22 protein-coding genes are annotated in these 24,506 nt (G+C 47.9%); all 22 read right to left on the bottom strand.

Features of this window, described 5'->3' with window-relative positions; all coding sequences use genetic code 11:
* Window positions 1-454 precede the first annotated feature (454 nt).
* The 22 genes from htpG to P5G61_RS03970 all read right to left on the bottom strand — a co-directional run bounded on the left by htpG (window position 455) and on the right by P5G61_RS03970 (window position 24,422).
* Window positions 455-2,335 carry a molecular chaperone HtpG gene (gene htpG / locus P5G61_RS04075; protein ID WP_301244741.1) on the bottom strand — a complete coding sequence of 627 codons (1,881 nt, stop codon included), beginning with the start codon at window positions 2,333-2,335 and terminating at the stop codon, window positions 455-457.
* Window positions 2,336-3,353: 1,018 nt separating this feature from the next.
* Window positions 3,354-4,253, bottom strand: a complete 900-nt coding sequence (gene nikC / locus P5G61_RS04070) for a nickel transporter permease (protein ID WP_301244739.1) — start codon at window positions 4,251-4,253, stop codon at window positions 3,354-3,356.
* A 297-nt stretch (window positions 4,254-4,550) separates the two neighbouring features.
* Window positions 4,551-5,555, bottom strand: a complete 1,005-nt coding sequence (locus P5G61_RS04065) for an ABC transporter permease (protein ID WP_301244737.1) — start codon at window positions 5,553-5,555, stop codon at window positions 4,551-4,553.
* 153 nt (window positions 5,556-5,708) lie between these two features.
* A complete protein-coding gene (locus P5G61_RS04060; protein WP_301244735.1) occupies window positions 5,709-7,361 on the bottom strand; it encodes an ABC transporter substrate-binding protein in 1,653 nt (550 codons plus the stop codon).
* An 824-nt stretch (window positions 7,362-8,185) separates the two neighbouring features.
* The gene (locus P5G61_RS04055; protein ID WP_301244733.1) at window positions 8,186-9,124 is read right to left on the bottom strand and encodes a glycoside hydrolase family 25 protein; all 939 of its coding nucleotides are present in this window, start codon (window positions 9,122-9,124) and stop codon (window positions 8,186-8,188) included.
* A 403-nt stretch (window positions 9,125-9,527) separates the two neighbouring features.
* The gene (locus P5G61_RS04050; RefSeq protein ID WP_301244731.1) at window positions 9,528-10,022 is read right to left on the bottom strand and encodes a phage holin family protein; all 495 of its coding nucleotides are present in this window, start codon (window positions 10,020-10,022) and stop codon (window positions 9,528-9,530) included.
* A gap of 41 nt (window positions 10,023-10,063) precedes the next feature.
* Window positions 10,064-10,342: a hypothetical protein gene (locus P5G61_RS04045; protein WP_301244729.1), complete on the bottom strand. Its 279-nt coding sequence runs from the start codon at window positions 10,340-10,342 to the stop codon at window positions 10,064-10,066.
* A gap of 13 nt (window positions 10,343-10,355) precedes the next feature.
* On the bottom strand, window positions 10,356-11,867 hold the full coding sequence (locus P5G61_RS04040) for a tail fiber protein (protein ID WP_301244727.1): 1,512 nt from the start codon (window positions 11,865-11,867) through the stop codon (window positions 10,356-10,358).
* The gene (locus tag P5G61_RS04035; protein WP_301244725.1) at window positions 11,867-12,457 is read right to left on the bottom strand and encodes a YmfQ family protein; all 591 of its coding nucleotides are present in this window, start codon (window positions 12,455-12,457) and stop codon (window positions 11,867-11,869) included. The genes P5G61_RS04040 and P5G61_RS04035 overlap by 1 nt, the downstream gene beginning before the upstream one ends.
* Complete coding sequence (locus P5G61_RS04030) at window positions 12,417-12,677, bottom strand: hypothetical protein (RefSeq protein WP_301244723.1); 261 nt, start codon at window positions 12,675-12,677, stop codon at window positions 12,417-12,419. The genes P5G61_RS04035 and P5G61_RS04030 overlap by 41 nt, the downstream gene beginning before the upstream one ends.
* The gene (locus P5G61_RS04025; RefSeq protein ID WP_301244721.1) at window positions 12,670-13,809 is read right to left on the bottom strand and encodes a baseplate J/gp47 family protein; all 1,140 of its coding nucleotides are present in this window, start codon (window positions 13,807-13,809) and stop codon (window positions 12,670-12,672) included. Before P5G61_RS04025 ends, P5G61_RS04030 begins: the two co-directional genes overlap by 8 nt.
* 4 nt (window positions 13,810-13,813) lie before the next feature.
* On the bottom strand, window positions 13,814-14,269 hold the full coding sequence (locus tag P5G61_RS04020; protein WP_301244719.1) for a DUF2634 domain-containing protein: 456 nt from the start codon (window positions 14,267-14,269) through the stop codon (window positions 13,814-13,816).
* Window positions 14,262-14,672: a hypothetical protein gene (locus tag P5G61_RS04015; RefSeq protein ID WP_435874031.1), complete on the bottom strand. Its 411-nt coding sequence runs from the start codon at window positions 14,670-14,672 to the stop codon at window positions 14,262-14,264. The genes P5G61_RS04020 and P5G61_RS04015 overlap by 8 nt, the downstream gene beginning before the upstream one ends.
* Window positions 14,665-15,651, bottom strand: a complete 987-nt coding sequence (locus tag P5G61_RS04010) for an XkdQ/YqbQ family protein (RefSeq protein ID WP_301244715.1) — start codon at window positions 15,649-15,651, stop codon at window positions 14,665-14,667. The genes P5G61_RS04015 and P5G61_RS04010 overlap by 8 nt, the downstream gene beginning before the upstream one ends.
* Window positions 15,648-16,277 (bottom strand): LysM peptidoglycan-binding domain-containing protein, encoded by a 630-nt coding sequence (locus P5G61_RS04005; protein ID WP_301245237.1) that lies wholly within the window; start codon window positions 16,275-16,277, stop codon window positions 15,648-15,650. Before P5G61_RS04005 ends, P5G61_RS04010 begins: the two co-directional genes overlap by 4 nt.
* 54 nt (window positions 16,278-16,331) lie before the next feature.
* Complete coding sequence (locus tag P5G61_RS04000) at window positions 16,332-18,119, bottom strand: hypothetical protein (RefSeq protein WP_301244713.1); 1,788 nt, start codon at window positions 18,117-18,119, stop codon at window positions 16,332-16,334.
* A gap of 183 nt (window positions 18,120-18,302) precedes the next feature.
* A complete protein-coding gene (locus P5G61_RS03995) occupies window positions 18,303-18,737 on the bottom strand; it encodes a phage tail assembly chaperone (RefSeq protein WP_053783415.1) in 435 nt (144 codons plus the stop codon).
* A gap of 179 nt (window positions 18,738-18,916) precedes the next feature.
* Window positions 18,917-19,324, bottom strand: coding sequence for a phage tail tube protein (locus P5G61_RS03990; protein WP_301244708.1), 408 nt, complete (start codon window positions 19,322-19,324; stop codon window positions 18,917-18,919).
* Window positions 19,325-19,416: 92 nt separating this feature from the next.
* The gene (locus P5G61_RS03985; protein ID WP_301244706.1) at window positions 19,417-20,880 is read right to left on the bottom strand and encodes a phage tail sheath family protein; all 1,464 of its coding nucleotides are present in this window, start codon (window positions 20,878-20,880) and stop codon (window positions 19,417-19,419) included.
* Window positions 20,880-21,080 carry a YqzN/YkzM domain-containing protein gene (locus P5G61_RS03980; RefSeq protein ID WP_301244704.1) on the bottom strand — a complete coding sequence of 67 codons (201 nt, stop codon included), beginning with the start codon at window positions 21,078-21,080 and terminating at the stop codon, window positions 20,880-20,882. The genes P5G61_RS03985 and P5G61_RS03980 overlap by 1 nt, the downstream gene beginning before the upstream one ends.
* A gap of 200 nt (window positions 21,081-21,280) precedes the next feature.
* On the bottom strand, window positions 21,281-22,186 hold the full coding sequence (locus P5G61_RS03975) for a hypothetical protein (protein ID WP_301244702.1): 906 nt from the start codon (window positions 22,184-22,186) through the stop codon (window positions 21,281-21,283).
* A gap of 379 nt (window positions 22,187-22,565) precedes the next feature.
* Entirely contained in the window at window positions 22,566-24,422 is a 1,857-nt protein-coding gene (locus tag P5G61_RS03970) for a DUF4127 family protein (protein ID WP_301244700.1), read from the bottom strand.
* Window positions 24,423-24,506: the final 84 nt, after the last annotated feature.

The raw sequence follows: 24,506 nt of genomic DNA, 5'->3' as shown, positions 1-24,506 counted from the left end.
GTCTTCTCTTATTATACCCCGCCAGACTATCATCCGTGCACCTAAAAGGTAATGATTAATATTGAAAGTAACTTATGACGAAAAAAGTGCCTTATACAGTTTGGTGGCCGTTCCGGTTACGGATCGTTCTTTTGATCGCTGTTATTCCCAAATTTCTTTGATTCCCTTTAGAAAGGGTGAAATTCGGGAATAAAGGCGAACGCTTCGCTTCTTCAGAATCGATTCCGTCCCCTTCACTACTTTCGCTGTTTGATTCACACCCAATCTAAAATGACATTACATCCCCTATAAAGGGGGACTTCAATCAAGACTTTAAGAGGCTAAAGAATACCATTAAATTGTTTATTCATCACTTCATTAATAGTCTGTCTTCCCCATCCCCTCCCCGCAATAGGAAAGGTGAAAATAAAAAAACGACAGGGCGGAAGTGCCCTGTCGGGGAGAAGATAGTGGTTTAGACCATAACCTTGCAGATATCGTTGGTGAATTCTACCGGATCTTGAATTGGCAGTCCTTCGATCAGCAATGCTTGATGATACAGCAAGCTGGTGTAAAGACTCAGTTTTTCTTTATCCTGTGCGAATGCGTCTTTCAGGGATTTGAAAACATCGTGATTGATGTTAATCTCCAGCACTTTATCCGCCTGTACATTTTCGCTGTTCGGCATAGCTTTCAGGATTTTCTCCATCTCAATTGTCAGCTCGCCTTCGGTGGACAAACATACCGGGTGGCTTCTCAGGCGTTTGGAAGCTTTAACAGCTTTTACTTTGCCACCGAGCTGCGCTTGCATCGCTTCGAACAACTCTTTGTTGTCGTTGTCCTGTGCGTCTGTTTCTTCTTTATCTGCACTGTCCTCGATGCCCAGGTCACCGCTGGAGATGGATTTGAATTCTTTCTCCTTGTAGTTCGTGATCATCTTAATTGCAAATTCGTCGATGTCGTCGGTGAAGTACAGCACTTCATAGCCTTTGTCGAGTACACCCTCGATCTGTGGCAGCTTCTCAATCCGTTCAATGGACTCACCCGAAGCGTAGTAGATGTACTTCTGATCTTCCGGCATTCTGGAAACGTACTCGTCCAGACTAACCAATTTTTTCTCTTTGGAAGAAGAGAACAAGAGCAGATCCTGTAGCGTATCCTTGTTCACGCCATAGTCACTGTACACGCCATACTTCAGCTGACGGCCAAACGCTTGATAGAACTTCTCGTAATTCTCACGCTCGTCCTTAAGCAGGCTTTGCAGTTGGCTCTTGATCTTGTTCTTGATGTTCTTCGCGATCAGGCTGAGCTGACGGTCGTGTTGCAGCATTTCACGGGAGATGTTCAGGGACAGATCTTCCGAATCCACCATACCTTTTACAAATCCGAAGTAATCTGGCAACAGATCACCGCATTTGTCCATGATCAATACACCGTTAGAGTAAAGTTCCAAGCCTTTTTCATACTCTTTTGTATAATAATCAAACGGTGTGTTCTCCGGGATAAACAAGATTGCATTGTATACCACTGCGCCATCTGCGCTGATGTGCAAGTGTTTGAGCGGTTTGTCAAAACCGTAGCGTTTTTCCATATAGAAGTTAGTGTAATCTTCTTCGGTCAATTCGCTTTTATTTTTGCGCCAGATCGGCACCATGCTATTCACGGTATGCTCTTCTTTGTATTCCTCGAACTCATTCTCCGTACCTTCCTTCGGACGCTGGCCCGTCACATCCATCTTGATTGGGTAGCGAATGAAGTCAGAGTATTTCTTGATGATGGATCTCAGGCGGTACTCTTCCAAAAATTCGTCATACGAATCTTCTTCGGTATTTTGTTTGATGGTCAGGACGATTTCCGTACCCACGGAATCCTTCTCGGCTGGAGAGATCGTGTACCCGTCCGCACCTTCGGATTCCCATTTCCACGCTTCGTCGCTGCCCAGCGTTTTACTGGTTACAGTCAGCTTGTCCGCCACCATGAACGCGGAGTAGAAACCAACCCCGAATTGTCCGATGATGTTGTGACCGTCTTTGGCTTCATTCTCTTTCTTGAACGCCAGCGAGCCACTCTTCGCGATAACTCCCAGATTGTTCTCCAGCTCTTCCTGGGTCATCCCAATTCCTGTATCGGTCAGTGTGAGCGTACGATTTTCTTTGTCGATGGTGAGCTTAATGTAGTAGTCCTCTTTGTTGAAGACGAGTGTGTCGTCCGTCAGTGCTTTGTAATATATTTTGTCAATGGCGTCACTGGAGTTGGAGATCAGTTCTCTCAAAAAGATTTCTCTTTGGGTGTAAATGGAGTTGATCATCATATCCAGCAAGCGTTTGGATTCAGCCTGGAATTCTTTTTTAGCCATGAATGGGTGTCTCCTTTCAAATTTGGATATAGAATGATTAGATTGAATATAGAAAGCAAACCTTTAAATTGTTCATGCAGACCGTAACATTGCTAGAAAAGCTTTCAATCGCTTTAATCCCCAGATTTTTTTGATTCATTCTATTGCTCATTTAAAATAAGTGCATGATTTTCTGCGATCTATCCGTTCCGGTTACGAATCGTTCTTCCGATCGCTGTTATCCCCTAATTTTCTTGATCCCCTTTTACAAAGGTTAAAATTAGGGGATAAAGGCGAGCGCTTCGCTTCTACAGAATCGATTTCGTCCCCTCCACTGCTGCCGCACCATTCATCAACTGATTTTAAACATTACGATTTTTTTCAAGTAAAAATCTGTTGATCAATCTCGCTTGCGCGCCAAGTCTTTTCTAGCCCCTCCACGCTCATGCATGTCCTATTCAGGTTTAACATTATCCATATTCAAAAACACAATCATTCCATATGTAGTCGTGTAGTAAAAACATCATTTGTTAGCACTCCATTCGTCAGAGTGCTAAACCCTTCCTTTTATATAACATATGGGAAAATTGGGTGTCAATACGATGGCGGTTATTTTAACAAAATGATCGAATAACACTTCAAATTTTGCACATCTCTAATCATTTTAGCTCAATATATCATGCAATACAAAAGCCGTCTCGAACCAAAGTTCGAACCGGCTTGGAGGACAGATGGTAATAAGTATGTGCAGTATTGGCAAGCCACACGCTAACGAATCTCACAGACGTTAATTGGTCTTTATAGGATAATTTCATAATCTAAAGAAAAGTAGACACGCTATTTTTCACCTTTAGCGGATCTACCGAGGCTTTCCGCAGGTTTTCGCAAAATAGGGTGTCTGAAATTCGTTAGACTAAGGAATTGGCAGTAAATCGTAGAATAAAGCTTCCTAGGTTCGTTAGATTTGGGACAGAGTCAGAGACTTAATTAGAGATGCAACTAGAGTTGAAATTAGAAGAGCAACCAGAGATGCAAACTGCTACTTTTTGGCCATCTTTGGATCTAGGGTATCGCGCAGGCCGTCCCCCAGCAAATTGAAACCTAGCACGGTGAACATGATGGAAAGCCCAGGGAAAATAAGCGTCCACGGCGCTTTTTGCAGAAACTGGCGGGAATCTGACAGCATTTTGCCCCATTCCGGATCAGGGGGTTGCGCACCCATGCCGAGGAATCCGAGAGCAGCCGCTTCAATAATCGCTGTCCCAATCCCCAACGTGCCTTGTACGATGAGCGGGGTGAGGCTATTGGGCAAGATGTGCCGGAACAGAATTCGCATATTGCCAGCCCCCAGCGTACGTGCCGATGTAATAAATTCCTCCTGTCTCAAGCTAAGTACCCTTGAACGTACTAGTCGTCCGTAGGTCGGGATGTTCACGATCGCTATCGCGAGCAGTGCGTTTTGCAAGGATGGACCCAGAATCGCGACAATGGCGATTGCCAGCAGAATAGCTGGAAAAGCGAGCAAGATATCGAACAAACGTGAGATGAGCATGTCTGCCCATTTCCCATAATACCCGGCAATCAGGCCGAGGAATGCACCCGCAATAATCGAGCCAATGACCGAAAAGAAGCCGACCCACAATGAAATGCGCGCTCCGTGCAGCACTCTGGAAAATACGTCACGCCCGAGATCATCGGTACCGAACCAATGCTCTGCCGAAGGGGCTTGCAGCCGATCTGTGAGTACCTGCTCTTTGTAGTCATACGGGGCAATATACGGGGCCACAAAGGCCAACAGGATGAAAAAAACGATAATGATCAAGCCTGCCAGCGCAAGCCGATTTCTCCGAAATGTTCTCCAGGCTTCCCGCCATGGACCAGATGCGGGTGCCGATGCGGCGTTCATGGATGCTCCGGTATTGGTTGATAATTTGGCCATGCGGCGTCTCCCTTCTAAGATATGAATGAAATACAAGATCAACGAGTTCTACTACACTTACACTCAAACATTACGATTCCAGTACCATCTTTCGATCGCTGTTACCCCAGATTTTATTGATCCACCTATTTAAAGGTGACTATCCGGTGATAAATGCGAAGCATATGCTTTCGAAGCTGCTTTCTTCCAGAAAGTTTTTAGCTTCGCTTCTACAGATTGGTTCTGACTCTTTGTGTCGTGTATTTTTTTAAAGTTATCTTATATGAAGTTCCATACATCAACCCAAATATGAATTTCCTATTTATAACTAATTCGAGGATCAAATACGGCGTACAATAAGTCCACAATCAGGTTAATCACCACGAAGAAGCATGCTACGATCAGAATACCGCTCTGGATTACCGGATAGTCCCGCGAACTAATTGCTTCATATATATAGCGCCCGACACCGGGCCAGGCAAAGATGGTTTCCGTTAGCACGGCTCCCCCCAGTAAAGATCCGGTCTGTATGCCAATGACGGTGAGCACGGGAATAAACGCATTTTTCAACGCATGTCCATATACGACGAAAAACGGGCCGAGTCCCTTCGCCTTCGCGGTACGGATATAATCCGAACTCATTACTTCAAGCATGCTTGAACGGGTCATCCGGGCAATAACGGCCATCGGAATGGTTCCCAGCGCGATACTTGGCAGCAGCAAATGTTTCGTGACCGTCCACAGCTGATCCCAGCGTCCGGCAATCATCGTATCCAACACATACAAACCCGTAATGGCTTCAATCGGATCACGCGCATTCATCCTGCCGATGGACGGCAGCCAGTGTAGTTTGTTTGCAAACAGCCACTGTTCCATCAACCCAAGCCAGAAGATCGGCATCGACACACCAACCAATGCAATGACCATGCAGCAGTAATCAAACCACGAGTTATGTTTCCACGCACTGACGATCCCGGCATTCACGCCAATAATAATCGCAAACAGCATACTCGCCATCGTTAATTCGAGGGTCGCTGTCAGATAGGGCACAATTTCCTGGGCAATGGGAACCTTGGTGCGGATGGATGTGCCCAGATCTCCCTTAAACAGATCGCCTAGATAAGCGAAATACTGTTGAAACCATGGCTTGTCCAGTCCGAGCTGGTCACGCAAAGCTTGCTTGGATTGTTCAGTTGCCTTTTGCCCAAGTATGGTCTCGGCCGGATCACCCGGAATGGCGTGGATAATGGAAAAGACGATCAGGGTCATGCCCAGCAGCACGGGCAGTAACACGAGTACACGTTTGACAATGTAACTGTTCACTCCTCATTCACCTGCCTTTAACGTATAAAAAGCGCTGGCAGACATGCATGCTTTAGATCGTTACATCCTGATGTGGGTTCTGCCAAGCATTGCGTGTGCACCAGCGCTTTGAATTAATGGATCATTATAATACTAAGTTCAGCTCTATATGAGTTATTCAAAGAAGGCATTGGCATAGGATTCGCTGCCCAGTGGAGAAGGTACGAAGCCCTTCAGGTTTGCTTTACCAGCCAAAATAGGTGTGGTATGCACAAGTGGAATCCATGGCGCATCTTCTTTAATAATCACTTGAGCCTGCTTGTACAGATCTGCACGCTTGTCCTGATCCGTTTCTTTCTGTGCACTCGTCAGCAACGTATGCAATTCCTCGTTTACATAGAAGCTGCGGTTGTTGCCCGGGATTGCATCCTTATCGAGCAGCGTGTACAGGAAGTTATCAGGGTCACCGTTATCTCCGGTCCAGCCGAGCATATAAATGTCGTCTTTTTCCCCGGCTTTGGCATCATCCAGATACGTTGCCCACTCCGGCGATTCGATGTTGACGGTCACTCCGATTTTCTCAAAATCAGCCTGGATCGCTTCGGCAACCTTCTTGCCGTCAGGCATATACGGCCGGGATACCGGCATGGCATAGAACGTTACCGGGTCAGGCAATCCGTCAGGGTAGCCAGCTTCGGCAAGTAATGCTTTTGCTTTTTCCAGATCATAAGCATAATCCTCAATACTGTCGTTATACCCCCAAAGCGTTGGCGGCATCGGGTTCACCGCTGGCTGCGCTTGTCCCGCAAAGAAAGCATCAATAATGCCCTGCTTGTTTACCGCATGGTTGAGGGCTTGTCTTACTTTTACGTTATCAAACGGTTTTTTCTTGAAGTTAAAGCCAATATACGCCACGTTAAATGGTGGACGTTCGATCTTTTGCAGCTCGCTATTCCCCTCAAGAATGGACAGATCATCCGGGTTCAGGTCTTCCATGATATCAATCTCACCGTTTTGCAGCGCATTGAAGCGAGCCGTGTTATCCGGAATGGAACGCACGATCACTTTGTTCAGCTTCGGCAGTCCCTCTTTCCAATAAGTCGGATTCTTCTCCAAGGTGATAGAGTCGTTGCGCTTCCATTCTTTGAATACGAATGGGCCTGTGCCTACCGGCTCGCTCTTGAAATTCTCCTTTTTCTCCTGAATCGCGGTTGGGCTTGCAATGCCAAATGGCGTCATCGCAATGTTTTGCAGGAAAGGCGCTTGTGGTTGGTTCAGGGTGAACTCGACCGTTGTCTCGTCAATCGCCTTTACTTCCTTGATCACTCGTGCATCTTCTGGACCAAACATGGAATCGTAATAATCAAAGGAATCTCCCTCGAATTTATATTCACTGGCCGGATCACTCCATCGGTTGAAGTTGAACACCACAGCCTCTGCATTGAAGTCGGTACCATCATGGAATTTTACGCCGGACTTCAGCTTAAAGTCATACTTGAGTCCATCCGCGGAAATCTCCCAGCTCTCAGCCAGTCCAGGAACAATCTCAGTTCCACCTTCTTTGTAATCCAGCAATGAGTCGAATACCTGATGTCCAATCTTCAGCGACTCCCCATCTGTAACGATTGCCGGGTCCAGTGCCACGGAATCTCCGCCGCGTCCCATAATCATCGTATCCTGTGCAGCCACTTCTGCCGGAGGCTCACTACCTTCCGCCGGAGCAGGGGAATTGCCCGTACCCTCGTTACTGGCGCTGGAGCAGCCCGATAGAATCAACACTGTGCTCATGGCCATGACCATGACCCCGGATAACCACTTTTTTCTCATTCGCATACGTACAACACCCTTCCCTGTCTCATAATGTGTGTGATACTGGCGTGAAAAAACTCCAATGATTACAATCGATCGGTTTGGTGCTTTGTATCATTTGAAAGGCTTTAGATGCCTGCGATACCTGAGATGTAATATTAAATGAGATGGGCCATGTATGTGAAATGTAAAACGGAATGTAACCGTACACATTTGGTTAGTATTGATGGAACACGTTATCGGTGATGGAAACTGTATCGGTTGTTGCGCAATAATTGAACTTAGGTCAATAAGCAACAGCAGAATGGTATTAGCTTGGTAGCGGTCGAATAAGGCTGATTTAGAGAGAACAATAGTGTTATGTCGTATAAAGTTTTGGCTTAGGATTTGATTTGGAGTTAGATCTTCATGGCTTAATGGTCATTGGCAAAAATCTAATGGTGGAGAAGCTGGAACACAGAGTAAGTTAAACAGGATTTGAGTAGTGGTTTCTTAAGCAGGTTGGATTAGATTGTGTCATAACGTTGTGAGATTAATCTAGAGATGTTAGATTTTACAACAGGGAGACACTACCATAACTTTTCATGTTAAAGTCTTGTCATGATGAAGAGGATTGTGTAAATAAACAGTGGTGAAAATCGATTTCGTGTAACTTACTTTACATCACATTCATCAATTAGACAAGGGATTTACGGACATAAGTCTTCAACTTTATTATATATGTTAATATCATTTACATAAAACACAAAAAAGGGACACCTTTCGACAAAATGCGTCGTGTGTCCCTTGTTGTGTTCTCTCATTTTATAACCGGGTCCAACTTAAATTTTAGTGATGTCAGCTTATTTTTTGAATAAACCTCTGCGGTACATGACCGTGATAAAACGGTAAAAATCATAACTCGCACCATTTTCGATGCTAAACAGCGGATTTTTGGTGTCATACGCCAGCGCTGCGTCCACGGCCGCTTTGGCCCAGACTGGAACTTCCATCTGCTGGCGCGCCTGCAGTTTATCGACCTGGGATTTGAGCGCATCAAACGCTGCTTTCTCTTCGGCTGTCATCGGTTCGCCCCCTTTCGGTGGTTCGGTTGGATTCGTGGGATTGGTCGGTTCGGATGGCTCTGGTGGCTTTGGTGTTGTTGTTGCATATTTTGCTTTCAATTCCGCTGCCGATCCTTGGAATTCATTCATATCCACGTTACCGCTGATCCCGTTCACCTTGCCCGAGTCCGTATACTGCCAGAACGTCCAACGTTTCCAGGCCGACTGGTCTTCCGGTACACGTGTGTTGCTGTAACGCGCAACCCATAGATCGTATGAGCTGAGTGATGTGTCAAAATTCCCGGCAAATGAATTGCCTGTGTATATGATCGGTTTTACACCCGTTAGACGTAGCAGTTCCGTTAAAAAAGCTTTGGCTACCGTGTTGATCTGAGCTTTGCTCAGGTTACCCGGGTTATTCTCGTAGTCCATGACAGGAGGTAATTGCAGCGTCTTGGCGCCTCCTACTTTTTGCAGTGTCGTGGCATAATGCGTAGCTTCAACCTTGGCACCATCCGTAGTCGTTGCGCGGAAGAAGTGGTATGTTCCGACCAGCATGCCCGCCGCCAGTGCGCCAGTTACATTTTTCTGAAAATTCGGATCGGTATATGTCTGCCCTTCGGTGGCCTTGATGAACACAAATGTCATGCCGCTTGCCTTCACTTTGGCCCAATCGATGTTGCCCTGATACCGGGAGACGTCAATGCCCTGCGTGTTGCCTGAGCTTCTGGTTTGCATGTTTCTCACACCCTTTATGCGGCAAATGCCGTTTGTATATAGTTAATGCTTGGGGGTCAGGGGTTGCTTGTGTGCATGTCCTGATTGTTGGTAAAAGGTAAGTTCGGATTGCTGTGGGTTATGTCGTTAGTGCTGTTGGGTTTCCATCAACTCACTAAGGAAAAAATACCGAGTCGGTACGTGACCGTTCCAGATACGGATGGTTCTTCCGATCACTGTTGTCTCCAAATTTTCTTGATTCATTTTTCTTAAAGGTTAGAAATTCGGAGACAAAGGCGACCGCTACCGCTTCTTCAGAATCGATTCCGTCTCCTTCACTACTTATAGCTAATGGATCGGACTTTCGATTCGAATATTGCTCTATCTCTTGCTACTGGGCACTATTTGAATGAATGCTAAGTCCTTACTTCGTTTCATCTCTGGTCTGTTGATCAGCGTCCTTATGATCTGACTGTAAAAAAGGTTCTTTGGAATCAGGAGTATAGTTACCGGGAATGCCCCCGTCTCCTCCCTTACCCTTGAGCACTTCAATAGCCTGCCGGATCGCAGGCGGAATCGGTGCGCCCAATTTACCCCCATTTTCAATAATGGACAACAACTCATTCGCGATATAAAAAAAGGCGACCGCATCCCTGAACAAATGTCCGTCTCCCAGAACACCGTCCACTAGATGTGCCACCGATACCATTGCAAAAATAAATACCTTTCGCGCGATGCCAAACATGCCGACATTACTCTCCAGCTTGCCAGTCATCCCCGCCGCCGCGATTCCTGTCAGGTAGTCGAGGATAACGAATACGAGCAGTACGCCGAGCAAGCCTGACCAGCCTCCAAAGAAGTAGGTTACTGAGCTGGTTATTAGAGCAAGGAGCCATTTCCATAGGGTTTCCTGTTGCATGGTTTCACCCCCTCAGATACTTAATTAAGTAAAAAAGAAATCTATTTAATTAAATTCGAGATTATATCCTCTAGTTTTTTTATACGTTCTTCAGGTGATTCATTTTTAAACTTATTTACAAAATTACTCTCGTTTAATGGAATTTTGTCTCCAATAATAATTTCCTTATCTGTAACTATGAAATCTATATTCTCTTCTTCGGTACTTAACCATACTAATGTCTCAAATTCACCTATAACTTCATTTGTAGTTATTTGTTGAATATTTTTTATAATCAAACTGACTTCCCTTGAATTAATCTCAAAAAAGTATGCGTTCATTCTTTGTACCTCCTTATTGGAATAATTGAGCTCCTCCTGATTTGGTTATTGAACCTCCTCCTACTGAGTAATTATTAAGCATAAGTATGGATGAAGTTAGCCTTCCTCCGTAAGTGTTATTGGCACCTGTAATGTTATCAAAAACAGCGACGCATCCATCAGATAGATCAAAACACATAGACTGATTTGAAATTTTACAACTACTAGCATATAGACCTTGTATTCTTACAGCCCACAGTATACCAAATCCGGCAGTCGTTTTATTCACATAAAAAAATCTTAATTTACTGCAATTTTGAGCATATATACCATACAAGTTAGTGTTTACTATTTCTAATGGAACTTCATAATTTCCGTTAATAAGTATCTCAGCACTACAGTCATCTATACTGAAGTAACCTTCTAATCTAATTCTTGGGTCAAATACAAAATATAATGGTGCACCATGAAATTCTTTTACTGTAATTTTTTCAGTGAAAGTTTCACTATTAGAAGTAGAACTGTTCTCAACTCTAATAGTTCTTACTCCTGCATTAAACTTTTTTAAAAAGTCTACTGCTGCCTGAATAGTAGAGAATTGAGAAGTTGATGTTCCTTTACCTACACGAACTACGACTTCACCACCTCTTAAATCTGCATCTTTTGATAATTCTTTTAATATGAATGTATTAATTGCATTTATAAATACGACCTCATATACCACACCAACATCAATATAATTATTTGGCAGAATATAAGTTTTAAATTGTTCAGCTCTAAGGTGATAATTATTCCCATTAATTTGAAGATATGTCGGACTATTCACGACTGAATTAGTAGTATTAAATTGAACCTTAAATGAGAATCCATTGGCAACAGTAGGTGCAACATTAAAATTACAGACAAAGATATTATTGGAGGAACGCACAGCTGCAGAGAATAAATTAAGTGATTTCGAAACCTGATTAATTTGAGTATCTGTATAAGTTTTAGCGTTTAAAGTTGCTTGTACAGATGCCGCCACCCTCGCATCCCTAACCGCCTTCTCCGTAGCAGCTACATCTTCACGGGTCCCATCAACTGCATTGGACAGTTGGACGATACCCTTATCTGTTAAGGATGCATCATTAATAATGATTTCCTCGACTCTCTGATCGGTATATACTTTTACCTCTTCAATATCATCCCTTGTAGGTACTTTTTTCCATGGACCCCATCCGACATAGTAGTTCCTTTGAAAAACTTGTAGGTTACTCGGTTCAAAGGTGGTTAGAGTTTGGACCACACCAGCATGTTTTTCTACTGTCAAATGAAAAGCTACTCCTACTGGGGAATTAGCTAAAGTTCCTACTGTGGCATTCGTTGGGCAATAATATTCCCCTTCTGTAATATAGCTATCAAGATCAGATTCCGCAGTTATAAGGATGGATTCACGTGTCGCCACGCCTGCATCAATCTTTTCAAAAATCCCGTTAATACTCTCCCGGGTCACATTCTCGTTCCCCAAGGGAAGAGGCAATTTCAGTCGATCTGTTTCTTTTGGCATTACGCCCACACCTCCAGTTCATTCCACGTCAAAGACGCGGCATCAAGTTCGTCCCATGTCATCTGTTTGTCGTCCAGATCATCCCAGACCAGATAGCGATATGCATATTCCACGGCCATGTGGGCCGGTTTCAGTTCATCAATTGCACGTTTGAGATCATCGATATTGGGCGGAATGCCCATCGTATCCACAAAGCTCACCGTAAAGCTCCACGCTTCCGGCTGAAAGGTTACATCCACCTTGCCTCCAGCGTACGCCTCAGCCACATTCGCCACCAGTCTCCCCGAAAACTTTCCGGCACCCCGCAGCTTCGACTCGACCACGGCACGCCGCTGGTCTACAGGTTTGAGACGATCCGTCTCAATACCAAGCTCCTGCTCCCAGAAATCCAAGCCCCACGTCGCCGTACGGACAAAAAACTGATCCAACGTCTCATCCAGCGCCTGATACAGCAGATCCATTTCGGTTCCTTTGGACTGCATATCGGCCTGCATGACGCGTGAAGTCTCATAATAACTCGGCAAATACGAGAACAATTCCCGCCCTTTTTCACTCGTCAGTCCAACATTTACAACAGAAGGAGCACTCATGCTCTGTCCCCTCCCTTCCTTTCACATCAACGTAAACACCTTCGCTCAAATGCTTCATTCCCGAGTGGCGTACCGCAACACCCAAGCACTCTTCTTGCCCGCTACTTGCTTCATTTCCAGCTGAACCGGATGCCGCATAGTCAGAACATTCCCGATGTCCCACACTACCGCTGCCTCCAAATATGCGCTTTGTATCCACCATCTGCACCAGACTACTCATGCACATCCACCGTCCCCAGCACCGCCACCTGACTCGCGCTCATCTCGATATTTTGGTCGCTCACACCGTTCACGGTCAGCTCCGAATAGTCGATAATCGGCGGAATGTCGAGCAGGATTGCGGCAATACGGGTGTAGCGCACAAGTGGATCGGCAAAAGCCAACTGTTTCAGATACGCAGTCACCCCGCGTTCGATCAATGCCCGCACATCGGACAATGTCGCATCACTCGCCAGTGTCAGCTTCACCTGAATGTTCATCGGTACTTCTTCTGCTGGCATAACCGTCACCACAGGACCAGCCGGGGCAACACCTTCACCTTGTCCATCCTGCGTCGGGTCCACGTATTTCTGCACAGCCGCCACCAGATCGCTACCCGCGGCACGTTTGTCCGTATCCAGCAGATACAATCCCACCGTGCCCGGCCCCTGCCATAAAGGAATTACACGGGTTGCGCCAACACCTGGCACTTCGCTGGCCCATTGCACATATTGCGACTTGTTTCCGTTTGTCCCCTGATTGCGGACTTTGGCATAAAAGCGCTCCAGCAGCGCGGTATCTGTCTCGATATCCGCACCGCCTTTGATCACCTCCACGTTGGTTACAGAGGTAACGCCACTCACTGGTGTGGACAGCACGGTCACGGTGCCCGCAGGTACATTACTTTCTTTTCCAGCAACGAGCGCCCGCACACCAACACTACCCAGACCATCTACTCCCAACTCCACACGACCAACCGTTTCATATTCGAGCGAAGCCTCACCGGAAATTTCATCTGCCAAAGTAGCCACAACCGTGCCCGCAGGCACCACTTTCCCCGGCGTACCAGCAAACTTCACCGTACCTTGTGCCACTACAGCAGCCCGCCGCGTAATACCATGCTCTCCCGCCCGCAGATCCAGCTCTTCCGAACGGAAATTCGGATCGCTGCTCGCCGCAGTACTCGCAAACCCGCGTCGCAGTAATTCCTGCGCCCACAACGCCGCCTCAGACAGCATAAACGCAACCGGAGCCTCCGCATCCCACAGAAAAGACCCTTCCGACTTGTCCAGATCCGCGGGCAGACGATCCAGCAACCGCTGCATAATCTGTTCCTCCGTCTGGTCTTCCAAATAACGCGGAATCTCAGCCATCCCGTCAGATCACCTCACTTTCCAAAATAAACATCTCTTCCTGCACACTCGCCACCCGGCACGAGAACATGCACTGCTCCCGATTCCAATCAAACGTAAACTGGTCTACCGAATCCGTGCGTGGATCAGCCAGCAGCGTCTCCGTAACCATCCGGGTAATCTCACTTTCCATCACGCCCCGGCTGTCCCCCTGACCGACCAACTCGTCCAGCTCCGAACCGTAGTTTCGAGAGTAAATCACATGCCTGTACCGCGGCGTCTTCACTGCCTTGATGCACCATTGCACCCAGGCTTCATGCGCACCTGCCGCAGCGACTTTGCCACTTGGGGTCAGCACAAAATCCCCCGCATCGTAATCGAATCGCCAGCCCCGTCCAAATCGCACCTCTTCCGAAGCCGCACCCGACAGATCCTCCTCATCTCCCCATACCACACCCGTTTCCGGGAACAAACTAGGCATTCGCACTCACCACCTTACAGAGCACTACAATGTCGTTACCACCATTCACCCGCATCGCCAGCACCCGATCTCCCGCTTTCAGCCCTTTTCCAAGAGACCACACCGCTTCTTCCACTTCCCCTTTTTGCAAAAGAAACCGTCCCGTGCCCGTCGTTCCGCCGTTTGCTACGTCAGGTATACCGGAAATCGCGCCAGCAGCCTCGCGCTCCGGCAGTCCAAGCGTGCCCGGCAGCTCGGCCACGAGAAAGTCCTGCACTTCGTGCTTGAAATCATCCAGCTTCACGCCGGATGAAGTCATCGTACCCAGCACCGCGCCCATGCCGCTCACGGCCTGACGGGTATGCGTGCTCATTGCACCCCGCATGACCTCGGCAAAATGCCCATACGGATCATCTTTATTCAAGGTAAAACCTCCTCTTCACCATCTCGACCGTGCCCAGCTCCAATGTCATCGTTCCAGGTCCAGCGGACAGATCACGGCTGACCGACATGACGATCAGTTTCAGCCCTTTGAGCATCACCGCGTCTCCGGCACGAATCGTATTCACATCCGGTGCAGATATCGTAAAGGTCTCCTGAATACCCGTCAGACGGCTTTTCGCCAGCTTCTTGGCGGCGGTCGCTGTTTTGACCTGATCGTCCTCGATCAGCTTTTGCAGCGTGCCAAGTTCGGCTACGCCATCCTGCTCAATCGCGAGCACTTTGGAAGGAACCTCTTTACCACTCGTAGACTCCGAGGCTGCCATCACTTTAACTTTCGTAACGGCGCCTTCGAGTGTTCGCATCTGAGTCAGATCGATCAGCCGATCCAGTTCGTGCACCTTTGCATTACTGCCCACTTTGAACAGCTGCAACCCACCCGGCGTCATCCGCGGATGATACATGTCCCCACCGGACTTCACCGTTTCCTTCAGATCGGCAAACATCATCGAAAAAATCGTCTGCGACCGATACACCGCTTTGCTCAGCTTCGTTTTGGTATCTGGCAGCGCGGCGTATGGAATCTTCCATTCCTTGGCGTACGTTTTGAGCCGCTGCGTGGCAGTCTGGTCTTTGGGCAGCAGGAACTCATCCTCCGATTTTTCCAGATAAATCATTCGGTCGTACACCGTGAGAGACAACCGCTTGGTGCCGCTATTCGAGCTTTCCACTTCCCAGATGACCGCAGGATGCAGCAAGTAGACCATTGATTTTTCACCAAAAGGAATCCCGCTGATCCGCACCGACATCCCCGGTGAGATCGCAGGCAGACCCGAAGACGCAGACACCGCCAGCCGGATGTTCGCCTGATAGGCAATCTGGTCCAGCGAGTCCTTCAACGTAATCGTCTCCACCAGCTTGGTGATGTCATATTTGTCGTCCACAATGACCTTGTAGGTCATGGCATCACCAGCTTTTGCCCTGCCTTGATTCGGTTCGGATCACTACCGATGGTCTTCACATTGAGCTTGTAAATCTCGTTCCATTTGGAACTGCTGCCCAGCTCAAGCTTGGCTATTTTGGACAGGGAATCGCCGGATTTCACGGTGTAGGTCTTGCTGCTCGTTTTCAGATCGGTACGAGAGCCCGACTTGCTCGCAGATGTTGAACCGCCAACCTTCTCCACTTTGGAATCCCGCCACGTGCGCAGCGTAATGTCAAAGTAAATATCCCCGCTCTCACCGCCCCGGAAGGTCGTATTGTGAGAGATCAGATACACGGGCACGTTCACCCCCGTGTTGGTAATGATGAAGCGCAGCGGCTTTTTCGATACCAGAAACGTATTCAGCATATTCATCGCTACACGCGGATCAGGCAAAGGCTCGTACATGCAGTAGGACGCATCATATTCTTTGGGAAAAAAAGAAGAGAAGGTGATCTCCTTCACCTTCTCCCCCTGAGCAAAATCAAACTCGCCATACTCCAGCATATTAATCGTTTCGTATCCCTTGGATCGGGAGATCGTCAGTTCTTCCGGTTTCACCGGAAATTGAAACTTCGTTTTCCCATCGATCAGGGTAAATTCCATTTTGACACCTTCCACGTTATCTTTAAATACAGTCATGACAGGCCTCCTTTCTGCTTAGGCCATAATCGTTTTGCGATTTTCCATCGCACGGCGCACTTCGCCTGCAAATCTCATTCCAACCTGATGTGAAATCGCATCGTAGTCGATAACATTCTCCCGGACAGTAACCTGGACAGCACCTTGTGGTACGTTGACGGTGATCTGATTGGTCGTCTCGGTTTTAAAATCCTTCAGGTAACCGGACAGACTGCTCATCTGGTCTTCGGATATTTGTACCGTCATCGTAGATGATTTGCCATTGGCATTCGTTTGAGATCCGTTACCGAGAGCCATGGCTTGTGTCTGCATCACACTTGTTCCCATAAAACCAGCAGATGTAGACTGACCGACCTTATTTTTCATATATGCTGCTGGACCCGTCATTGTCAGTGCCGGTGGAATATAGACAGGTGGCATCTGCGGCCCTGTTGCCACTTGCAACGGTGAAGCCACCGATGCCGCCGATACGGTCTTGTCCTCCTTCTTCGAACCAAAACCAAAGAAACTGGATATGCCATCGGTGATGTTCTTCGTTTTCTCAGAGACGTAATCCGCTGCACCCGACAATGCGTTACCCACACCCTCGGTAGCGTTGGACATAAATTTCCCAATATCCTTGGATTTGTCCCCGATCCATCCGCCTGCTGCACTGCCAGCCCAACCGCCGACTGCTCCCCCAACCCAAGTTCCAATTCCCGGCAAAAGGACACTGCCGATGGCGCTACCAATCGCCGTACCTGCTGTTCCACCAATCATGGAACCGACAGCTCGACCGCGTTCTTCGGGAGGTACGGTTGCAACGTTCGCCACATCAGCGAGCATGCTGATTGGTCCGAGCAATTTCCCAGCTCCCTTAGCAAGTCCGCCGCTCAGTTTGCCGAACATGCCATTGCCTGAGAATAGCTTGGACATTGATGAACTAGAGGGTTGATTGGCGCTAAGGCCAAGCCGGTTCGGATTCATTTTTTGATCAAAATCAACTCTGAGCTTTTTTGCTTCTGCTGGAGAGACGTTGGTGATGATTTTTTTTGCGGGATTGGAAGCTGGTGATGCTACAGTTCCAGTTGCACGTTCTTGATAGGATCTGGAACCGCTCTTGTAAGAACCTTTTTTACTACTTTCTGAAGTTGCAACACTTTTAGTGCTGCCGCCACCTGAATTTTTTGCTTTGCTACCTTTCGCTCCACCTCTTGAGAGTCTTCCCAACAAACTTCCACCCGAACAGCAGCAGCATTGGGAGACAGAGCCGGAACTCCCCTTGGATGTTCCAAATAAATTTTTTAATTTGCCAATCAAGTCTGTCGCATTATTTAGCGGATCAAGAAAATCATTAGTTTTCTGTGCCATTTCGCGAATCCAACTAATCTCTTCTTCTTTCGCTGTGTTGTTGACCGTATTATTGTTGCTCCCAATGTTCAATGCCAACGAAGGCCCACTCGCCGGATTCATCTTGCCCATTGCCACTTCAACCTTCTGCCGAACCTCTACCGACACCGTACCCGAAGCCGTAACCATCTGGTTCCTAAAACTGTTCAGTTTAGCCAAAGCACGATCCAAAGCCGGGCTTAACCGATCATCCAATCCAATCTTGGGCGTAATTCGCAGCCTGCTAATTCGCACAGCCATACTATATATACTTTCCAGCCTTCGTCCGGTCGTTCTCAATTCATTGTTCACCTTGATCAGACTCTGATAGCGAACTCTGCCCAGCCGTTCCGTAGAACGCTGGATCTGATCCAGATAACGGATAGTTGTTCGCATTTCCGCATTGGATTTGGATAAACCCGCAATCATTTCTGCCATTTCTTTCACCCCCTGTCCGATTTAGTTATCGATTCATTTGCGAGGTGATCGCCGCCATCTCCTCTTCCGAGAAAGCAATTAACAGCGAGCGTTCCCCGCGTGGCAAAGACCAGAACTCTCCGGGCCGTAGATGATGACGGACCCACATGTGATACAGGAACGTGGTCATCCCGCCGGAGTGAATCAGTTTTTTAGGTCTTCAATCTCCACACCGAAGCCGGACAGCTCCAGCACTTTGTCGCCAACGGCATCCAGTTCACCCGCGAGCAGCATGCGGCGAACTGCTTGTTCCCCACCGGACAGCTTCATGCGTCCGGTAATACGGTTGTCTCCCCAACCGGACAGTTCCAGGCCGCGAACATTCATTTTCACCGTCGCTTCGGAGATCAGCAGCGCATTAAACGTTTCTGTATCCACCTTTTCCTCGGTGCGGCCTTTGACCGTTTTGCGAATCGTACAGCGTTCGCGGATCTGATCCACTTTCGAGGATGTCAATCCACGCAGAGTCAGCAACAGATCTAAACGTTGAATGCGTACATTCTCTTCCGGCAAACGTTCTGCTGCTTCAAACAACTGATCCAAAATTTGTTCTTCAGACATATTCTCATTCATACTCATGGGGTGCGATCTCCTTCTCATTTCACAATGGGGTTAATACATCTCAATATTCAGGGACAACAAAGAGACCGAGAATTCCTCGGCCTGCATATGTATCCCACTTCTGTTAAATCTCAATGCCCATACGATCAGACAAGCTTTGTTACAAGGTCTTTCTGAAGTTCGAAGTCATTCCATCCTTAGCTCGCAACAATCGGATTCAACAATTCAAATCCTTCAAATGTAAAACCTGTTTCCTCCGGTACTTCCTCACCCGCTGTCCAGTTGGCGAGCTGGATTTTATCCACCATGCACCCTTTCAGCAAGACACTCTCATGTCCATAAGACTCGGGATCGTCCACCTTCGAGATAATCTGGAACTTGGTAAAGCCGCGCTGGATCATGTCCGAAGTGACTTTGTATCCTGTCATGGTACCTGTTCCTTTTTTTGCACCATTCTTGTGTACTTTCCAATCGTTGCCGACCAGATTCAGTTCACGCTTCTCGATTTCAACGCTGGCCTCCAGCTTATTAATATTCGTCTGCCACACACCATCGATATGCAGCTGACCATGGGTACCGAGAATTACTCTTGACGCATCCAACATGACAATTCCTCCTTGAGATTAGAAAATATCGTATATACCATCCGTTCAACGAACAGTAGTTTCTTTTAAAACACCATTTTCTTCTACACTACTTATTGCACGTAAAACGTTCCAAACAACTGTTCCATCACATCGGTCAGCTTCACATTCCATTGCAGGAATACTTCATCCGCCTCCGGCTTGAGAATTGGTGCAGCACCATAATACGCCGGGTCGAGAATGACATCGTATCCCTCAGCCTCAATGACATTGCTCTGTGCGAGCAGCGCCAGATAAGCCTTCATTGCACCGATCAGCGCCTGACGCCCCTCTTCCGTGTTGTTCACTTTGCCGATATACGTATCTTCCGCGGAACGCTGCAAATCCGTATTAATCGCATCCATGACACGAATGGAACGGATTTTTTTCCAGGCATTATTCTGTCCTGCGGCAGGGGTCACGAGTGTATTCACACCGCGAAGCGCCTTCACCTGACGGCCATCATGGAAGAAAATAAATACACCATTCTGTACCGCCTGCTCCTGTTCTGCACGTGTCCAGCGACGCGTCACGTCATCGAACGGAGATGGTGCGTATGTTGTGGATTCATTCAAACGTTGTCCGGCGATCAGACCCGCGACATAAGCAGACGTTTCCGCCGAACTGTAGAACGCATCTCCCAGACGCACACCCGTACCAACATTGATTACCCCTTCGTGATTCAACGTAAGTGAACGTGCAGAAGCCTTCTGTGCAGCTGTTGCGGAAGTATCATCCGCCGTGGTGCCGCCGAATACAGCCATCACAGGTTTACCCTCACTGCGTACACGTTTGACCCAAGCCGCAAAGCTCGCCAGCAAAGGTGCATCCGCCGCATGATCCAGTGCCAACACGTCAAATTGCTCGCCTTCCAACGCGCCCTGCACAGCGATATACTCTGCATTGGTCAGACCATCGTTGCCACTTGCGCCACCTTTGAACGCCGCACCTGCAACGGTTGCAACAACACCTGTACCATCGCCAATCGCCTGAGCGTTAATCCAAATGTTGCTTTCATCCGCATTGATCTCTTTCGCCAGCGACGCTGCCGAAATATCCGCAGTCAGGAGCGCGTACAGCATGCGGTTGCCTTCAAACAGGCGAACTTCATGCTTCGTATTATCGATTACACCCGGCTGAATCGTGACGTAGAATCCGTTACCCCGGTCACCCGGATACTTCGCGTCCAGCTGCAGAACGGCTGCATCACTGTTGTCTTTCAGCGTAAGCGTGGCTGCTTTTGCTGTTGCTCCGGCCACCCGATAAGCGAGCAGCTTTTTCGGTCCACCCAGCAGGGCGAGCTTCAAGGAAGTATAAGCTGTCCCGTTATCCAGAGCATGTGCCGAGAAAATACGTTCAATTGCAGCTTCACTGCCGACTTCTACAAAAGTACCCACCGGACCCCAGTTTGCCTTAATCGGCACAACCACCGTTCCGCGATTACCCGCCTGAATGGCCGAAGAAGACGCCGCCTGAAAATTCATATATAAGCCCGGAAGTACCGGACGGTTCGTTTGCTCCCAAGTTCCGCCTGCCATTATCCCTTCACCTTCGCTTTCATAAATTGGTTGATGCGTTCCTTCGCTTCTTCGATGGAAAACGTCTCTTGCGCTGCTTCGTACAGCGCACCGTACAGCACCTCTGCCTTAACGGCAAAGAGGGCTTCAGCATGATTCATCAGCTCGGCCCGCGTATATTGCGGGGCTGCCTGTTTGCTTTTTTTCACTGAGCTTGCCATGGCCTTCTCACCTCATTGTTTGACTATGATTTTGCAAAACGATAATCTCACGCTATGATTTCCGAGCTACGATCTTGAAGCATGAAGCTATGATTTTGAATTATGAATTTTTGATCCTATGAACCTACGAATTGATGCTAAAGCTATCATTTCAAAGCTATAATCTGGAACCTGTACTCAGAGTTCCTCTCGACTAACGTTTACTTGATTCCCTTGCTATGGTGAATCTCGCGGATCAATGGTGCATCCGTTCCTGGACGGCGAATTCGTTGCTGCAGCGTCAGACGAATCTGTCCGTTCAAGTAGGCATCTGTCTGCAAGTCAGCAGAAACTTCATCCACTGTCAGATATCGCGTATCGCCTGTATCCGTCAAAGCAATACGGTTCTGCACAGCCAGTTGTTCAACCAGATGTGTTACCGTTTGACGCACATCACCCACATTCGCAGCCAGTACATGTCCAACCCATTGCTTGCGAATCTCCAATGCTGAAGTTCCCGCCGCTGTTGTACTGCATCCCGTCAATCGCCACAATATGGACTGGGTCGAATAATCCCCAGGCCAAACATCCCCATATACGGACCATTCCTGTCCGAGCTGGTTTCGTGTCCAGCCTTGAAGTGCAGCCATCCATGAATCTGTTGTTTCAGTTTGAGCGCGTTCCACTGTTTCTGGAATGTACACCCCAAACCTCAGGCTGCGCGTAACCAGTCCAGAACTGGCGTCCACACGGTCACAATCCGAAGAACCCAAATAAATACAGGTAAATGCCCCGCCCTCTTCATCCTCCAGCCTGACCTGATGCAATCCTTCCATCAGCAATGAGGACCATGCCTCCACTTGTTCAGCGCCTCCATCTTCGGGACGTGCATATGGAGAGATTTTGATGATCCGCCGATACCCCGCCCAAGCAGACTTCGGTACTTCTTCCGCAAAAGCAATCACGGCACAGGGTCCGGTTAACACCTCTCCCGATGCAGGAATATCCTGTACGCGACCGTTCCATGCCGGAACAAGAGCCGCAAGCTTCTGCTTCAACGTTCGCCTGATGGCAGTGCTCATTTTAGCTGCGCTTGCCTGGTTGCTTGATTCACTACTTATAGACACATTCATTTCGCCCCCTTCAGCTGCAAGTTTGCGTTCTGCTCCACATAGTGCAGCGACCATGCAGCAGTGATGCACTCCCCCTTTAACCGATCTATTATTGGAAAAAGGAACTTATCGCCAGTACGTCTATGTACTCGCGGTTATCCATCGGATGCGATAGCTGGACATCATTCACCGCATCAAAAAGACCGGCCCCTTGTGGCCGGTCTTTACATTAGCGTATGTGCTTTCGGTGTGTGTCCTTTGCTATTGATCCGATAATACAATCTTACACCCTTTCCTTCCTAGCGTGGATGGTGATTCGTACGACTTCGGTGCGATTAAGGGTGCATCTGGGGTGGAAAAAAGACGACTCAGTGCGTCTCATACCGTCAACACCTTATTTCAGCGAAACCTTGGGATTCAACGTAATCTCAAACGCACGTCCCCAGATGAAATCGGGATTCGTATATTCCAACAGCGCGCTGCAATACTCCGCATAGACTGCTTCGCCATTACAGATTTGTTTGATCGCCACATTCTCTTGGGCAAAAGCAGGTTTTCCCGCCAGCGTCGCGGTATGGGTCTGCATCAGATCCCGCAGCAACGTTTGCAGATGAGCGTAATCCTCTTCAGAGTTAAACAGTGACATATTCTGATCCGCTAGGGTTGCCACATTGGTGTACAGCGCATGCGCTCTGGAATACGTGCGGATGTCTGCAATCGCTACAGCTTTATAGTAGTAATCTTTCAGGAAACGCTTGAACAACAACGACCCCTGGGCATTCATGGCATCTCGCAACGCGTGGGCATGTGTTTCTGTTGTAATCAGAGCATAACGGGATTGTCCCATGCCCACAGCCATACCGATTTTGTTCCCCGGCGTATTCCATGCGCTGTAACCCAAGACCCGACCCGTATACGAGCTGTTCAGGAGTGCTTCGGCAACATCGACGTTGGCTGGTCCTTTTCCTACAAAATCAATCAAAACCGAAGGAAAACCCTTCTCACCATTGCTCGTCAATTGCGCCACAGCCGCCTGCACCTGATCCAACGCCGTAATGGCAATAATCTCAATGTCCACCCCCGGCTTTTCCCCTGGTTTACCTGGATGGCGATTCGTCATGCGATCCAGCTCAGACGCCATGTCAAACGAAGCCGCTTCATCGGCAGATGTAGCATTCGTCAATTCATTTCCATTTTCCACATCGGAAGTTGTATCCGTTGCCACATCAGGCTCTGGATAAGCGGAATCCGCTACAACCACACCACCTACAATATCCACATGGCGCACCACATTTTTGTGCAGATCCATATATTCGTAGGCATTGATAATCGTTGAACCATGAGGGCCGAAATATTTTACCGCATAACGTGTCTTCGCCCCACCGCGAAGCAATTGATTCGCCATGCGTGCCACTAGAGCGTGACCTAGACCGTCAGCATCCGGGAGAATAATCGCCCGATCCGGATTTTGTCCATCTGTCCCACCAAGCCATTCATTAATTCGTGCTTCCACATAATTGATCTCATTAATCTGAACGCCTTGCGTATTCGCATCGTCGACTCCTACGGCGAGGAAGTCAATATATCCTTTGCGAGCAAGCTGATCCAGAATGTACAGATTCGTTTGGAATTTATGCTGTCTGGTGTTGTAGTACTTTCCTTTATTAAAATATGTCGTTTCCCCATATTCCGTAGACTCTGGAGAAAGGTTGTACCCGTTCACAATGTCCTCGAATGCCGTAAAGGACTGCCGCGGCTGCTGCATCAGTGCACGAGATTCGTTGTATGCATCCAATGCGAGACCATCTGCAAATGAAGTGGTAGCGAGTCGCATAATGGTATCCATCACATACACCGGTTTGCGCGGGTATTTCTTTTTAATGGCTTTAATCACATCGAGCAAACGGGTTGTGTCCTGATCGTAATCAGGATATGTGCCTCCTCCATCCTCACGAAGCTGACGACTGCCAATCAGACCACCATATGCCAGCATATCCGAAGAGATAATGAATCCATCGACTTTGGCAGCATGCTTCAGAATAAAATCATGAATGTTGGACGGTTTACCATACGTAGGCGTAGACGTTCCAAGCAAGGTTGTACCTTCGACCGTTTTCTCGGAATCCAGACGATTTTGAATGTCACCCAGGTGCGGTGTAATGATATGGATACCGGCTGCTTTTCCTTGTACAACAACGTCATCCAGATTCGCTGGACGATCATCCAGTGGAACATACAATACTGTTTTCATATCCTAAAACCTCCTGTTAGATAAGTTAAACTAGAGATGTTACACCTTGTCACTGCGATTGCAGTACCATCTTCCGATCGCTCT

The organism is Paenibacillus vandeheii (genome assembly GCF_030433635.1).
Taxonomy (GTDB): domain Bacteria; phylum Bacillota; class Bacilli; order Paenibacillales; family Paenibacillaceae; genus Paenibacillus; species Paenibacillus vandeheii.
The sequence above is the reverse complement of the archived record's forward strand: the minus strand, read 5'-3'. Positions and strand labels throughout refer to the sequence as shown.

What these genes read in the sequence shown, in the direction of transcription:
- P5G61_RS03970 (WP_301244700.1), bottom strand. Translation starts at nt 24,422, where the DNA reads ATGAAAACAGTATTGTATGTTCCACTGGATGATCGTCCAGCGAATCTG.
- P5G61_RS04035 (WP_301244725.1), bottom strand. Translation starts at nt 12,457, where the DNA reads ATGAGTGCTCCTTCTGTTGTAAATGTTGGACTGACGAGTGAAAAAGGG.
- P5G61_RS04005 (WP_301245237.1), bottom strand. Translation starts at nt 16,277, where the DNA reads ATGGAATTTACCCTGATCGATGGGAAAACGAAGTTTCAATTTCCGGTG.
- P5G61_RS04020 (WP_301244719.1), bottom strand. Translation starts at nt 14,269, where the DNA reads ATGCCTAGTTTGTTCCCGGAAACGGGTGTGGTATGGGGAGATGAGGAG.
- htpG (WP_301244741.1), bottom strand. Translation starts at nt 2,335, where the DNA reads ATGGCTAAAAAAGAATTCCAGGCTGAATCCAAACGCTTGCTGGATATG.
- P5G61_RS03995 (WP_053783415.1), bottom strand. Translation starts at nt 18,737, where the DNA reads ATGAGTATGAATGAGAATATGTCTGAAGAACAAATTTTGGATCAGTTG.
- P5G61_RS04010 (WP_301244715.1), bottom strand. Translation starts at nt 15,651, where the DNA reads ATGACCTACAAGGTCATTGTGGACGACAAATATGACATCACCAAGCTG.
- P5G61_RS04030 (WP_301244723.1), bottom strand. Translation starts at nt 12,677, where the DNA reads ATGAGTAGTCTGGTGCAGATGGTGGATACAAAGCGCATATTTGGAGGC.
- P5G61_RS03990 (WP_301244708.1), bottom strand. Translation starts at nt 19,324, where the DNA reads ATGTTGGATGCGTCAAGAGTAATTCTCGGTACCCATGGTCAGCTGCAT.
- nikC (WP_301244739.1), bottom strand. Translation starts at nt 4,253, where the DNA reads ATGGCCAAATTATCAACCAATACCGGAGCATCCATGAACGCCGCATCG.
- P5G61_RS03985 (WP_301244706.1), bottom strand. Translation starts at nt 20,880, where the DNA reads ATGGCAGGCGGAACTTGGGAGCAAACGAACCGTCCGGTACTTCCGGGC.
- P5G61_RS04050 (WP_301244731.1), bottom strand. Translation starts at nt 10,022, where the DNA reads ATGCAACAGGAAACCCTATGGAAATGGCTCCTTGCTCTAATAACCAGC.
- P5G61_RS04025 (WP_301244721.1), bottom strand. Translation starts at nt 13,809, where the DNA reads ATGGCTGAGATTCCGCGTTATTTGGAAGACCAGACGGAGGAACAGATT.
- P5G61_RS04000 (WP_301244713.1), bottom strand. Translation starts at nt 18,119, where the DNA reads ATGGCAGAAATGATTGCGGGTTTATCCAAATCCAATGCGGAAATGCGA.
- P5G61_RS04045 (WP_301244729.1), bottom strand. Translation starts at nt 10,342, where the DNA reads ATGAACGCATACTTTTTTGAGATTAATTCAAGGGAAGTCAGTTTGATT.
- P5G61_RS04040 (WP_301244727.1), bottom strand. Translation starts at nt 11,867, where the DNA reads ATGCCAAAAGAAACAGATCGACTGAAATTGCCTCTTCCCTTGGGGAAC.
- P5G61_RS03980 (WP_301244704.1), bottom strand. Translation starts at nt 21,080, where the DNA reads ATGGCAAGCTCAGTGAAAAAAAGCAAACAGGCAGCCCCGCAATATACG.
- P5G61_RS04055 (WP_301244733.1), bottom strand. Translation starts at nt 9,124, where the DNA reads ATGCAAACCAGAAGCTCAGGCAACACGCAGGGCATTGACGTCTCCCGG.
- P5G61_RS04060 (WP_301244735.1), bottom strand. Translation starts at nt 7,361, where the DNA reads ATGAGAAAAAAGTGGTTATCCGGGGTCATGGTCATGGCCATGAGCACA.